The following is a 13,933-nucleotide window of genomic DNA, read 5'->3' as shown; positions in this document are numbered from 1 at the left end:
CCAGCCAGCCAACAGCTCCCCGACCGGCAGCTCGGCACAAAATCACCACTCGATACAGGCAGCCCATCAGTCCGGGACGGCGTCAGCGGGAGAGCCGTTGTAAGGCGGCAGACTTTGCTCATGTTACCGATGCTATTCGGAAGAACGGCAACCAAGCTGCCGGGTTTGAAACACGGATGATCTCGCGGAGGGTAGCATGTTGATTGTAACGATGACAGAGCGTTGCTGCCTGTGATCAAATATCATCTCCCTCGCAGAGATCCGAATTATCAGCCTTCTTATTCATTTCTCGCTTAACCGTGACAGGCTGTCGATCTTGAGAACTATGCCGACATAATAGGAAATCGCTGGATAAAGCCGCTGAGGAAGCTGAGTGGCGCTATTTCTTTAGAAGTGAACGGTTGACGATATCAACTCCCCTATCCATTGCTCACCGAATGGTACAGGTCGGGGACCCGAAGTTCCGACTGTCGGCCTGATGCATTCCCGGCTGATCGACCCTGCCGCTATTGCCCGCCAGGCCGACCTCGATGCGATGAACATCGAGATATACCACTTCGCCAGCGGCGAGGCGCGCCAGCTTCGAGACAAGGGCTTCGCGGCATTCTGCTACCTGCCAGCCGGACATCATGAAAAGCTGATGCAGTACGGCATCAATGTCGAAGCTCAGGTTATCCAGGGAATCCGCGACGGGGAGCTCGACCAGTTTCTCGGAGACGATGTCGCACAGGTTGCAAGGCTGAAAGAAGAAGCAAATGGCTGATCAGAATATGCCAAAGTCTGCCGAGCAGGATACCGCTGCCATTGTCGAGAAGATCGCCCGCAAAGCCGGCGAGCGTGCCCTCGATCACTTTCGTTCCCTGTCGAGCCTTCCCGTCGAGACAAAGGGACACCTCGACCTCGTTACCGAGGCCGACAAGGACGTTGAGGCATTCCTGATTGGCAGCTTGCGGGAGGCGTTCCCCGATGATGGCATCATGGGTGAAGAAAGTGGCGAGATTCCTGGCGCCTCCGGGCGCGTGTGGGTCATCGATCCGATCGACGGAACATTCAACTTCGTCCGCGGCGGCCAGAATTGGGCGATCTCGATTGGTCTGTACGGGAACCGTCGTCCGTCATTCGGCGTGATTTATGCACCTGTTCGAGATCTGATTCTGGTCGGCGGCAAGACCGTTCCAACACGGTTGAACGGTCACCCGCGCCAGGGATGACCGCTACGCTTTCTCAATTCGAGGGTGGATCACGCCATGCCCGGTGAACCTGCAGGACAAACAGCTTTAGCACGACTGGCAATGGTAGCTGACAAGCTCTGGACCGGCGAAATCAGGACCCAGTACGCCGCTATTTGCTATCGGCGAACCGATGACAGTTCAGGCCCAATCGAGGTTCTCCTTATTACCAGCCGGGGTACCGGGCGCTGGGTCATACCCAAAGGTTGGCCAATGGCGAAAAAGAAGCCGCATGAGGTCGCAAGCCAGGAAGCCTGGGAGGAGGCTGGTGTCCGGGGACGCGTCCGAAAAAAGGCTTGGGGTCATTACACCTACGTGAAGAGGCTTGGTGACGGCGAGTTCATTCCGGCAATGGTCCAGGTCCATCTTCTCGATGTCCAGCGGATGGAAGACGACTTTCCGGAACGCCATCAACGCGACCTTCAATGGTTCAGTCCCCGTCTGGCGGCATCGGCGGTCGGCGAGCCGGAGCTACGCGGCCTCTTTGCGAGGCTCGAAGAACGAGAAATCCAACGGGCCGCCGCCGTCGCCTCCAAAGCGGGTTAAGCGCCTCAGAACTGGAAATCATTATGAACAATATTATCGCAACGGGCTTCAATACGGCATCGACGGACGGCGAGCTTGACAGCCTCGAGAGAGAGCTGCGCCGCCTTGAGGCAATCGGCGTCGACACGGTCGAACTCGCCCTTTCCAGCCTCGATCTGATCGCGGGTGGCCGCATCGTCAAAGAGCGTGCCGATCGGCTCAGAACCCTTCTTGAGACGTTTTCCTTCCGCTATACCGTGCACGGCCTCGTGTCCTCGAACTTCATGGACCCGGCAACGCGCCGGCACCAGGTCGATGCTGCAAAGGCACTGGTCGAGATTTGCGACAGCATCGACGCCCGCGTTCTCGTCCAGCACGCGGGCTTTCTGCGCGCCGATCAGATCGCTCAACGCGCCGGCGCTGACGAGCGTCAATGCGAAGCGCTGCTCGAATTGGGCGAGCATGCCAAAGCGTACGGTATTCGCATCGCCTTTGAGAATATTTTCACAACGGAGCCGGGCCAGTATCGTCAGACTCCGGCCGAAGTTGCCGCAACGGTGAAAGCCGTCAATCATCCGGATGTCGTAGCCCTGATCGACTTCAGCCACGCCTACCTGGAATCCAACTATCGCGGCCTCGATTTCCGCGATCAGTTGCGCGCCATGGCCCCGGTCCTTGGGGCTCCCGGTCGCCGACTGTCGAGGCGGACCGCGACGACAAGGATAGTTGTAATCACAGATGGGGGTATGGAATGCAGCACTGGCTGGACAAGTTGACCGATCTTGCCGCAATCGAGGGCGATGAATGCATCCTGAAGACCGGGCTCGCGGACTTCGCCGAGCATTTCGGCTTCACCGGTTTTGCCTACCTTCACATCCAGCACAAGCATATCATCGCGGTGACCAACTATCACCGCGAGTGGCAATCAACCTATTTCGACAAGAAATTCGACGCCCTCGATCCGGTCGTCAAACGCGCAAGATCCAGGAAGCATGTCTTCGCATGGTCGGGGGAGCAGGAACGGCCGGGGCTGTCGAAGGAAGAGCGCGCCTTCTATGCGCATGCGGCCGATTACGGCATCTTTGCGCAGCTCATTCTTGACCAATGCCGCCAATCCATCATGACCTTTACGGAAGTCGACCGGCTTGGTCGCGACCATGATCCGTACGCGGTTCGACGGAAAGATCATGCCGGAACCGCGCAGGCACGCGCAATAGCGGCAATGCGGGCGGCAGACGCACCTTCTTCCAGGCGGATGGTGACAGCGCCGACGATGATCTCAGGGCGGCTAGTTTTATTGATCAGCGGCTCCGCAACGGGTGGATCGATGACTACCGCTGCGAACTCCACTGGGTCATCGGGTGCAGGTAGAACAAGCTTGCCCTGCCGCGCCATCGTTCGCCAAGTCGAAAGGCGGTTCGCCCGCAATCCATAGCGCTCGGCGCCCTCATTCACCATCGCGCGCCAGGTCTCAAGCTTTCCGAAACGATCTGCGCCTTGACCTCGTCCGGCCAATGCCGGTGAATCTCACGTCCAGACTTCCTGGTTGTGAGAAACTCCAATGTACTCTCCATGGAGAAACTCCCGTTGCTCGTCCATGGAAAGCCGATCACAGATTAGGGCGGCGAGAACAACGGGGGGGGTAGGACATCGGTTACGCTGAAGCCCTGTTTTCCGGCATAGGTATCGCGGGGCCGCACGACACGGCAGGTGGGCTTTGATGAGACACTCACGGCATTGCTCCTATGGGCTGGCGGTTCAACATAGCTACATTGCAAGCTACACAAACGTTCTCGCAGAGTCATCTAATATGCGTAGAGGCTGCGCAGCGGGATGTCACAACTCTGAACTATTCCTCGAGCATCACCTCGAAGTGGTGTGTTCCGCACATCTTGGCCTGTTTCAATCAAGCCACTGGGTGGACACTTGAATCGGTAATTTCATTCTAAAGTGAAAGCCCTCCTGACATGGAGCGCTCTCGGCTCCGTGAGCTTTCCAAAACCCTCGGTCGCTCATGATCCGCCTTCGGCAAAGGACCCGGTAATGGCACACTAAGCAGTTCATTCAGTAACGCTTGCTGTTCCGAATTTGTCAAATGGTCGCCTTGCATCGAGAGTTCTGGTCGTGTTTCTGAGACGCGCGACAAGCCCGGTTCGCCAAACAAAGCCTGCGGATCAAAGCGCTCACTTGTCGCATTGGTCGAGTGATCGCGTTCCAAAGGCCCTTGCGAATGTTCATCGAACACACTCTCCGACACTGAACTCGTTCGCACCAGGCTGTCTCCGGAAGCTCCACGGAGGCTGTCCTCAACACGCCCGCCTGGTGCGCCATGTACTTCCAAAGGCGGCGGGACTGGCACGCTATGCAGGAAACTCAAGAGCTCTTGCTCGTTTGGATCCGACTGATGATTATTGATCGGAAATAAGGACATCGGCGGCGCTTGGGAATCCGTTCTGCCGACCGGCGATTGCGGATCGGCGGATGGGTTTATCGAGGCCCGCCGCAAACCTAACATCGTTATTCTTTCCGGCGATCCGGGAAACGACATCTCTGTTATTGACCGGCTTGACCGGAAGAGATTTCCCCGCCTCTCACTGAGGTTTTTTTCCTCTTGCTTTTCCCTTTCATTATCACGCTGGAGATTGACCGCCACTGGCCCTTTTTCCGACTTAGCGCCTTCCCTTGGAAAAACTGGATCTAAGGCACGCACATTTGACGATGGAGGTAGTGTTTGGGAACCGACCCGTCGCTCGGAGTTCGGTTGCCGAAACAAGGGTGAATTTTGTATAACGCCATCAAATCGTCGGTCTTTTGCAGGCACAACCCTAGGCTCAGCCTCATCACGACGGCCGTCTCTAAGAGAGTTGACCAGATGCGACTGCGGCGCCGAATCCACATTTGCCGTCTCCCGTGGAGGCGATCTAGGGATAACTGCGCGCTCTTGCCAAGCCTTCCTATGCTCAATGGATTCCGAATTTCGCAGCTTCTGAGCGTCGTGTTCTTGTTCACTTAGCGTCGTCAGTTTCCGACGAACCGTCACGCCGAGTATCTTTTTTGAGACTTTTTTGATATCAGCGTTCAAATACGCTGTTTCACTCTTGTAGATCTTACCGAACGTATGCTTGGTGCTCGTCAATTGCCCGCTAGCCTCATCGTAGACAGCCGATCGCTTGTTGAAGAGCCGTCGATGACTCGATATATCTCGGCCAAGTTCGTTGCCCTCTGTGTCTAGCAGGGATCTATAAGATTTGCTGAATGCGCCACCAAGTTTTCGAATCGTCGTCTGAGAGGTCTGACGATCCACGGCTTTCGTCGAATTCTTGGAAAAGCCGAGACGTTTGCTGCCGATGAGCTCGAGGTTGCCTTTTTCGTCCCGCTCAAAAGTTTCCTGCTTGGAACCTTTTCGACGGGTTAGTTCACGAAAAAGCCGGTTTTCCGGTCCGCTCCGGTAGGGTGTGCTGACCTTCTCGGAAATAGGTTGAAATAGCCGATTTCGGTTGACAAACTGCGTGCGGAACAGCAGGCCATTTTCGTCTCGTTCCCATTTTTCTTCAAAGCGTCCGTCTTTGTATTTCACATGCTTCGCGCGAAGTGTACCGTCCTCGGCATAAAGATGGCTGCTAACGCTCCTCCAGGTCTTCTTTTCGTGGAGACCCAAGTAAACATTGCCAGTCTCTGCGTTACGCTTCAGAACCTTTCTTGTTTTTCTTATTATACCATGCTCGCGCGTTAATTCTTTTGGGCTGTCGACCCGAAGCTGTTTATTTCCAAGCATTTTATAGCTTATTTCGCCTCGAAAGCCGTCTTCCAGCTTGTCGATTATCTGCATATCGGCGACATATTTTCGCTTCTGGTCCGGCGTTTCGAGCCGGGCTAGATTCCTTGTTGCCTCCTCTTCAGTAAGCGAGGTTTTACGCATTTGCTTAGAAAGCCGCTTAGCAGAACGGCGCATGTCAGCCGTAAGCGACTTCGCGACACTCTTCTTCGTCGTGTCGACCATTGTTGAATCCTTTCAAATGCATATTTTGAACTAAAGGGCTTCGTCACTGACGCGGTATCAGGAAATCTACAGACTGTTTACGGTTGGGCCGCGCGGTCGGCTTTCATAAGTCCGCCGGCTGTCACTGATGGGGGGCAATGCTGGCTCCGGCCGGACAAAAGCACGTGAATATCTATCGGACGGTTCAGCGAGAAGCTGCGCTGCGTCGCTCGGTAATTTCATCATCAGGCGCTCATATTCCACAACATTAGTGTAAGTGCCGGTTCTTTGCCCCTTTTCATTGCGATCCGCTATCAGGACATCTTTTTGAGACAGTTGTTGCAACTTTTCCGGGGACAAATCTGGAACCTCACGTAAGTTCGGGCCATCCGCAACAATAACCGCTGCCTGTCTGTCAAACTGCTCAAACTTGACACTATTCGCATGACTTTGCCGACCCATCGACACGGGCAGACCAACTTGATCCATCAGTTGGGTAAAGTGTTCGGGGTCGGAATATTCCAGTCTTGAAGGTGACATGTAACGGTTTCCGTCGCGAGCAAGGACCTGAACTCGATCCCACAACTTTCCCTCTTTCAAGGCTTGCGTCCAAGGGGAGTTGGGTAGGTTTTGCAATAGGTAGTCAACGCTTACATGGCGATCGCGAGTCATCCCTCCCTGGCCATCTGGCTGCCTTCCCATATTCACAGTCGCAGCCGGAAACTGCTTGTTGTGAGCTCGATTCTCGCCGGCGAACTCTGCGAAACGGATATCCGCACTGCCCCGCTCCCATGATTCCAAATATTTGGAGTCATGCATAATCCCAGATTTGGATTTGAGCTTGATCTCGGTATCGCTACCGTATTTAGTTTTGATTGCGCGTTCGAATTCCTCAAATCGCTTGTTAGCGTAAGCGTCGCCCGCAAACCTGTACGAGAAATGTATATCATTTTGCGGGGTCTTGATTAAGATATCCGGCAGCAGTGAACCAGCTTGAAACTGGTGCTCATAGCGTTTTTGAATTTCTCTGCGCCCGTATTTCTCTGTTTGTATATATCTATCCTCAGGCCTCAATTTATAATTTCGGTCGAGCTTAATATTCTTGTCTGTTTGATAGAAGATGTCGGTGCCAGTGATGCCCATCTCTGCGTGAGCGCGATTCCAGACTTCCAACTTGTACTGAAAACACTGTTTACTCTGTTCTCTTGGCTCCAGGTTATGCAATTGTGCAGCCAATTGCTCCGGGATATCGATCCTCTCGAATGCGAGGGGCGGGGGATAGTAGTTGCCGACTCCATCCCTATAGAGCCGGCAGCTCGCATTGAATTCCGCCTTGGTGGGCAGATGATCGAGGTTACCTTTAGTAGTACCTGCGAACTTGTCTTGTCCGGTTTGCCGCACAAGAATATACTCGTCGGTACGCCGATCATGGCCTGGTAAAGCCATCTTCGCGAATAAGTTGGATAGCTCATTTTCAACCTCAGACCGATTGCCTTGAGCGCTGCTAGAAACATGACTTGACTGAGAATCGAGCATGTCCGCATCCAACCGCGGGCCGAGATCATCCGTGTGAGTCGGGCTTCCGTGCATGTTGTGTTCGGGAGTTTCTTGGCTACCCGTCATATCAATTTCGGACATCCCGGTGGAATTTACGCCCTCCCTCTTCTGGCGCTTCAAATTCACGAAATCAGAAGTTTCGACATTGCCTGCTGCGGTCTCAGTGATATTTTCACCATTGCCTTCGGCCTTTGGATCCATCGTCTAACTCCTTTTAGCCGGCTAGGTTTTCTTCGGGGAGCGGGCAGTGAAGGACAAAATTCTCCAGTTCAATCATTTCGAGATCCAAACTCGTAAAGCCATTTGACTGGTGATGGTCGCTCAACTCCTCTTTGTGAATTTCTTGCGGCTTCTCAACCGCCAAGACAGGCATGTTTTTATTCGCATTTAGCTTGATGATCACCATATCATTGTTTCTCCTACAGAAATTACGATTTTCCTAGTGCCTTCCGCTCCGATCCTGCCCAGCCCAAATCCATCGAACGGAAAATTATCGGTGCAAATTAAGGTTTGCTCCATCTTCATGGCCCCGAATGGCCCGGTGCGAGTGTAGGGCCTCCTGCACAACTCTCTTCAGACGTGGCGCATGCTTTGCCGGAAGCCCACAATCGTCGACGGTTTTCATCTTTCTCTTGAACCAAAAGTCGCTCAAAACAAGTCACACAGTGAGGTTGTCGGTTTGCCGCCAGGTCAACTTGACTATCGACGTAAGCGGCTTCAGCCGGTAGCCTGCGCGGGACGAAAGCCGTCCGATCAACATCATCACCGTGCATTGCTTTCTAGGCTGCTGCAGCGGCAGTCACTCTTCGGACACAATCAAGACTCCTAATAGAATTGAGCCTTCGGTGAATCTACCATCCGAGCCTCCGTCATTAAACGAATATCGCGTTTCATATGTAATTCTTGCCAAGTCACGGAGTTAGCACGACTTTATCGAATAAGGCCGCAGGAGATAGTGATCGAGTAACCGGTGCCGTGTGAATGTAATTCTTTCGGAATGCCACAATGACTGGTCGTTCGGGATCCCGCCGTTAGCGTTTACGGTGTTCTGCACGGCCTCGACCCTACGGATCAGACTCTTCGCTTGTCGAGGGGGATAGTATTCCTCGACGCGCCTCGACAATCTCAAAGCGCCCAGCAAATCCCTCATCATCCGCCATGCCAAATCTCCAGCTCTTGCCGGAGACGTATTGGCACGGACCTCAATGCTCAGGAATATCCGTATTCAATGGGATGGAGACGGCGGATACGTTGTACGGTCGCAAATTTCGGCTCTCGGCGAACTCAAGTTTGCCCTATCATCCGACGATGGCGAATTGTGCAGTTCATTCAAGGTCGATCGAGCGGCATCAAGAGCTTGGCGATCCTCGCCAACGGAGACGGAAGCGGCTTGATGCGCGATCGTCATCTCCGACTCTAGCCGCTCATCGCGTTCGTTTCGAAGATGACTATTGGCATCTCCTCGTTGCGACCGGGAGGGGTTAACGGGAGGATTCTGCCAGACTTGTTTATCGAGGGCGCGTTCCGCGGCGCGTAATCTTTGAGTGTCAAGTTCGCGTTCGCTCAACCGATACCCCGGGCTTCATTGCAGCGTCGATCAGCCGGTCTTTCTCGACCGGATCGAAACGCCGCTTCCCGTTGGGAAGAACCTTCACAGCCCGAAGACCCCCTGAACCATTCAAGATATCCAATGTCATTGTGTCCACAGTCTCCCTTGTGGACACAGACTCCTTCATTCGCTGTTCTGTGAATAGGTGCGGTGAATTGTGCGCTTACGATCGATCGCACGGGGCTTGGCAATAGAAGCTGTCGAGCGTTTCTCCGCCGATTATTTTCCAGGGACGAGACAAGCAGATGGTGGATCAAAAGTTGAATGGCACTGCTGTCAAGAAATCGATTGCGAAGGCCGTAACAATCATTGTCTAGGCGACTTTGTCAGCGATTGAACGCTTTGTCTCTGCCTCGATCGCGCGGATCATAAACCCGTCGTTCATCGGGCTCGTCGGTAGTATATTCAACCTCAGCGGTCGACGATTGAGCTTCCAAAGGTGACGCGCCAATTAAGCCGGCGGTCCGGTTCAACGCCGCAACGAGTGCCTGCTTTTTCTGCCGTACACCAAGTTGTTTGGCGTCCAGATCCTTCTTTACGTCGTACAGGGCCAAAAACCGCTGATACACTTGACACTCACGCTCGAGAGTTGGCCATTTTCCGGTCAATGCGGTCTCGCGGGCAAGCACAGCTTCCGTTTGCCCACGAGGCCCAAGGTGTAGCAATGGGGGCGCTTGTTCTTTGCTGGGTGGTGAAAGGACCGGATCACGGCTCACTGTATAGTTGTAGCTAATTGTCGCAACTTGAATTGGCATGGTAACCCCATCGGGCGTTTCACTTTGGAGACCATGGGTGGCGAGCTGGTGCGCGTAGCCCAGCTGGTTCAACTGGTACCCATTTGAAGCTGTTGCACCTTCCGCGGACGCAACAGGGTCCGACAGGGTTGCCCTTTGATCTGCGCGATAGCTCGCATCATCCGGCCATCCGCGCCCGACCAGTCCAGTCCGTCCTCTTCCTGTCCCTACGTGTTGCCGATGAAGCTCCTTGTATTCGAGGTATGCCGGCATTGGCCTTTCGAGACGACGGCCTTCTTTGGTCGCCCGCAAAGTATCGTGGACGACCTTAAATCCGAAAATGTGCTCCGATTCGTATTTCCCGGTCTCTGTAGCCAGCCGAGCTCGTTCGTTTTTCCGGCTTGCATAGGTACCAATATTATCGGTTCGCGGCCGAGTAGTTTGTTCCGACGGAGAGGGCTCAGCCGCTTGTCCGCAATCTTCGGACAACAGTCCTTGCGCACCGAACTTGCCGCCGTGAATAGTCGCGTTTACTGCCCGGCGGCCTTTGGTGCCTAATCGCTTAATTTTACTGACGCCATCCAAACGATTACATTTGGCGATGCTTTCCGTTGGATTTGCATCCGGTCCAGGCGACCCGAAATTTAATGCACGCCTCGTTTCCAATTGTGAGCATGCCGGTGATTGCAGGTGACTCGCCTCTTGTGCTGCCAGATATGCGAAGGCGGGCCGGCCTGAATCTGATTGATTACCCAAAGCGCGGTTGGACTTGTTGGCGCCACTCGATTGCGAAGTGGGGCTAAGCGCCTCGGCTTCCGCAAACGGATCATGTTCATCGGGAATCCAGGCCAACGGATCAAGATCCGCAAGGCGCGCGTTCACCACAAGATTTTGCCATCGCGGTTGGGCAGGCTGCCTCCACCTTCCATACGCTTGACGTTCCGCATCCCCTAGCGACATTCCCTCGTATAGAAAGACTGGCGAGGATGTCTTTGCAAGTAACGAATTCGAAACCGAAGAGCTTGCTATGGAAGCCTGGCGCGCATCTAGGATGAGGGCTTCCCATGACGGTCGTTCCGGTTTGCTCCAGTTCTCGTATGCAGCATGCTCGGGTTCCCCGAGCTTCATTCCATCATAGATAAATGACGCGGAAGAACTCTTCCGCTGGTCGGTCGAGTCCTTCAGGCTGGCCTGTCTTGCATCGGGCCCAAACTCTAAGTTTTCTTCAAGGGAATTGTGCTCGTCTGTAATCCAAGAAGAATGGTCGAGTTCTGCCATGCGTGCATTAACGACGAGGTCCTCCCACGTGGGCTGAGCGTCCTCTTGCCATTCTTTGTAGGCTTGCCGTTCCCCCTCACCCAGTGGAATTCCCTCATACTCAAAAGTCGAGGAAGACCCTTCTGAAGCAAAGAGCCAGGCGGAGCTGTCAATTGCATCAAGGCGCGCCTTAAGTACCAGGTCTTTCCACGTGGGCGGCTCCGCGTTGCCCCAGTTATCATATGCCTCGCGCTCGGGTTCTCCGAGCCTCATCCCGTCATGGTAAAACGATGTAGAAGAATTCTCGTCCTGGTCGATCGGTTTTTTCCGCTTGCGTTTCGACGCTTCAGACCGAAACTCCTCGCCTTCTTTGAGGGAGTTGTGCTCGTCTGCGATGTCAGCACAAGGATCAGGTTCCGCCATTCGTGCGTTGACAACGAGGTCTTCCCATGTGGGCTGAGCGTCCTCTTGCCATTCTTTGTAGGCTTGCCGTTCCCCCTCACCCAGCGGAATCCCTTCATATCTGAAGATCAAAGGCGACTCCTCGCCCAAATCGGGGAGCCAAGCGGAACTGTCGATTGCATCAAGGCGCGCCCTGAGTACCAGATCTTTCCATGTAGGCCGGTTCGATGGACACCAGTTCTCGTATGCTTCACGCTCCGCGGCGCCAAGCTTCATGCCATCATAGTCAAATGATGCAGATGGATGCTCGCCGCGATCGGTTTGGCCCTCAAGCGAGTCGTCAGCCGGACGGTTCCTGGGCTCGATTAGATTAAGGACAGGGGTAGCTCCGGCGGGAACTTCGGCAAGCGATGCAGTCGAACCGCTAAGATCGACGTTTGGGTTTCCTGACGGTCTCATGGCGATATCTGCTTAATCGGCAACCTCGGGGTCTAGCTCCGCATTCGATACAACCGGAATATCTGACGACGCCCCGCATCGAATGATTCCAATGTGAAAGGCAGCTTGAAGTCATTTCACCGAGTGCGAGGACGCGGGTCCATATCGTTGCTGAAGCGCAATGATCTGCTCCAGCAGCTGCTGTTGTGCAATCATAGCTGGAGCCATTTCAGCTGAAACACCGAAATCTGGCACCACGCCACCGGCGTCTTCTTTCACCTCATCGCTTTCAATAAGGCCCTGGGGGACGTCAATTCCAGTTGGGAGGCTGTCCTGCTCGTCATCCATTTCACTGTTTTGCGGTGTAGCGGCTTCCATATTATTAGGTATCGAATCGATGTCACCTAAGCCCTGCGCCTCCGTGACGGCGGCATGTTGACTGAGGTCTTGCCCATCCCGATGGACACCTTCCGAAAGCATCAAAGATGCGGGCTCAGGGAGGGCGCCAATTTGGCATTCGAAAAGGCGCCTCAGCATACGATCGGAATAATATCGCACCTTTCGTAGTTTGAGAGGCGGATGCCCTTTAATAAGGACGATTTCATTGTTATCGTCAAGCAAGCGCACTTGTTCGGGGCGCAAAAGCGGTGCCCCCTGATCGGAAATCTGGATGTTATGATCGAACATTCGGGCTTGACTGTATGAGGTCGAACGCGCCTTGAACGTATAGTCGCCGATAGCTTTTGAGATATAGGTCGGTGTTTCGTCGTCGGCCGTGGCCATAAATACTTGCACGCCAGTGTTACTGAGAAAGTTTTGTTTGCCCGCGTCATCGTAGGTGCCCGTCAAGGCCGAGAGACTCTGAATAATAAACATGAAGCGGCCTTTGTAACCGGCGATGGTTGTAATCGCGGTCTCGATTGCCTCAAGCTTCCCCAGGTGTTTAAATTCGTCAAGGAGAAACAAAACTTCATGCCGCTCATCTTTACCTGGCAGTGATCGCTGCAGAATTGACACGACCTGCTGAAAAAGGAGGCGCATCAATGGCGCCACGACCTCGAGGTCGTTGGGACTGACGCAAAGATAGACGCAGGTCCTCTTCCGACGCAGATCATAGACGGAAAAATCTGATCGACTTGTCGCTGCTTTAACCAATGGATCAGCCCACAGGTTAAGTCCGCCGTCGCCGAGCACTGATGTATAAGAAGTCAAAATTTTCGTGTCGTTACCCGCCATATTGTCGAAAATACGCTGAGCCTCTTTATTTCGGCTTTCTTCCGCGAGGTGCGCAAAAAGTTTGTACTTCTCTCCAGGTTGAGCAAATAAGTCGTAGACCGCACCAATTGTTGGCGTACCGCGCTCAATACAGGTAAGGATGCCCGCAACGAAAAGGTCCCGCGCGCCGTCGATAAAGCCTTCCGCTCCCTTGCCTTTGGCCGTGATGAGGTTTGCGGCGAGGCGGCGCGTCTCGGTAAACTGCCGCTCGAGCGGTAAAGCTGCAATATCGAGGACGGGATTGTAACAATGAGTCCGTCGCTCTGGATCCAGAGGTGAGAACTTGAAAACGGCGTCGCCGCCCGCTTTGCGTGCTCTGGAAGTCAGCTCAAAAAGCTCGCCTTTGACGTCGAGGGCTATCACCGAACCCTTGAAGGTTAGGAGCGTCGGAATAACGACGCCAACGCCTTTGCCGGCGCGCGTTGGCGCGACAACAAGACTGTGAGGCTGTTCGCCATTGGTCAGATAACTGCCGAACCAACGAGGGCCACACGTCTTTCCAAAGATCGGCCCCTTGATACGATTATAGCGCTGCAGGTAACCGGCGTGCCGCATTTCGCCAAATCCCGCCCAACGAGCCGTGCCATGATGCTCGTGATTGCGAAACGATATGATAAGTTGGCTTAACAGCACAACAATAGACGTCGAGACGACAATGGCTAAACCGCAATAGAAGACGGGGGTCGCATGACCCATATAGAGCGGGGTCTCGTACCAAAAGGCGAAGACGCTAAACGTCATCATCGCTTCGCCATTGAAACCATGGCGAAATGTTACATAGAGACTTGCCGCGCAAAAACCGGCTGCCAGCGAACATACGATGCTGACAGCTAAACGCTGGGGCGTAGTCTTGCTCGAATTCATCACTTCACCGAGATTCTTCGATCGATCGCAAATTGGGCTTTTGATTTGGGTGTTGCTGCGAACA

The 13,933-nt window shown here is 54.0% G+C and carries 8 protein-coding genes and 3 pseudogenes; 5 read left to right on the top strand and 6 right to left on the bottom strand.

Translation table 11 applies throughout. From position 1 onward, the window contains the following. Window positions 1–454: 454 nt before the first annotated feature. The 5 genes and pseudogenes from NCHU2750_RS29060 to NCHU2750_RS31345 form a co-directional block, all read left to right on the top strand. A pseudogene (locus NCHU2750_RS29060) lies at window positions 455–763 on the top strand (phosphodiesterase); the annotation flags it as partial. Next, a pseudogene (locus NCHU2750_RS29055) lies at window positions 756–1,199 on the top strand (inositol monophosphatase family protein); the annotation flags it as partial. The pseudogenes NCHU2750_RS29060 and NCHU2750_RS29055, both read left to right, overlap by 8 nt. A gap of 48 nt (window positions 1,200–1,247) precedes the next feature. Then, on the top strand, window positions 1,248–1,775 hold the full coding sequence (locus NCHU2750_RS29050) for an NUDIX hydrolase (RefSeq protein ID WP_045231704.1): 528 nt from the start codon (window positions 1,248–1,250) through the stop codon (window positions 1,773–1,775). A 23-nt stretch (window positions 1,776–1,798) separates the two neighbouring features. Further along, window positions 1,799–2,434: pseudogene (locus NCHU2750_RS29045) on the top strand (sugar phosphate isomerase/epimerase family protein); the annotation flags it as partial. Window positions 2,435–2,505: 71 nt separating this feature from the next. Continuing rightward, the gene (locus NCHU2750_RS31345; protein ID WP_421721600.1) at window positions 2,506–3,189 is read left to right on the top strand and encodes an autoinducer binding domain-containing protein; all 684 of its coding nucleotides are present in this window, start codon (window positions 2,506–2,508) and stop codon (window positions 3,187–3,189) included. A gap of 510 nt (window positions 3,190–3,699) precedes the next feature. Here the strand turns inward: NCHU2750_RS31345 and NCHU2750_RS29015 are convergent. From NCHU2750_RS29015 to virD4, 6 genes are all read right to left on the bottom strand, one after another. Then, entirely contained in the window at window positions 3,700–5,754 is a 2,055-nt protein-coding gene (locus tag NCHU2750_RS29015) for a virA/G regulated protein (RefSeq protein ID WP_045231705.1), read from the bottom strand. Window positions 5,755–5,820: 66 nt separating this feature from the next. Continuing rightward, the gene (locus NCHU2750_RS29010; protein ID WP_045024005.1) at window positions 5,821–7,491 is read right to left on the bottom strand and encodes a type IV secretion system single-stranded DNA binding effector VirE2; all 1,671 of its coding nucleotides are present in this window, start codon (window positions 7,489–7,491) and stop codon (window positions 5,821–5,823) included. Window positions 7,492–7,504: 13 nt separating this feature from the next. Next, window positions 7,505–7,696, bottom strand: a complete 192-nt coding sequence (gene virE1, locus NCHU2750_RS29005) for a type IV secretion system effector chaperone VirE1 (RefSeq protein ID WP_010891482.1) — start codon at window positions 7,694–7,696, stop codon at window positions 7,505–7,507. Between the two features lie 115 nt (window positions 7,697–7,811). Further along, entirely contained in the window at window positions 7,812–8,063 is a 252-nt protein-coding gene (virE3, locus tag NCHU2750_RS29000) for a type IV secretion system virulence effector VirE3 (RefSeq protein WP_010974776.1), read from the bottom strand. Window positions 8,064–9,225: 1,162 nt separating this feature from the next. Next, window positions 9,226–11,751, bottom strand: a complete 2,526-nt coding sequence (locus NCHU2750_RS28975) for a virA/G regulated protein (RefSeq protein WP_119945100.1) — start codon at window positions 11,749–11,751, stop codon at window positions 9,226–9,228. A gap of 111 nt (window positions 11,752–11,862) precedes the next feature. Continuing rightward, complete coding sequence (gene virD4, locus NCHU2750_RS28970; RefSeq protein WP_045231707.1) at window positions 11,863–13,869, bottom strand: type IV secretion system ATPase VirD4; 2,007 nt, start codon at window positions 13,867–13,869, stop codon at window positions 11,863–11,865. Between the last annotated feature and the right edge of the window lie 64 nt (window positions 13,870–13,933).

The sequence above is a fragment of the Neorhizobium sp. NCHU2750 genome (genome assembly GCF_003597675.1).
In the GTDB taxonomy this organism is placed as follows: Bacteria; Pseudomonadota; Alphaproteobacteria; order Rhizobiales; family Rhizobiaceae; genus Neorhizobium.
This window is presented reverse-complemented; position numbering and strand designations above follow the sequence as displayed.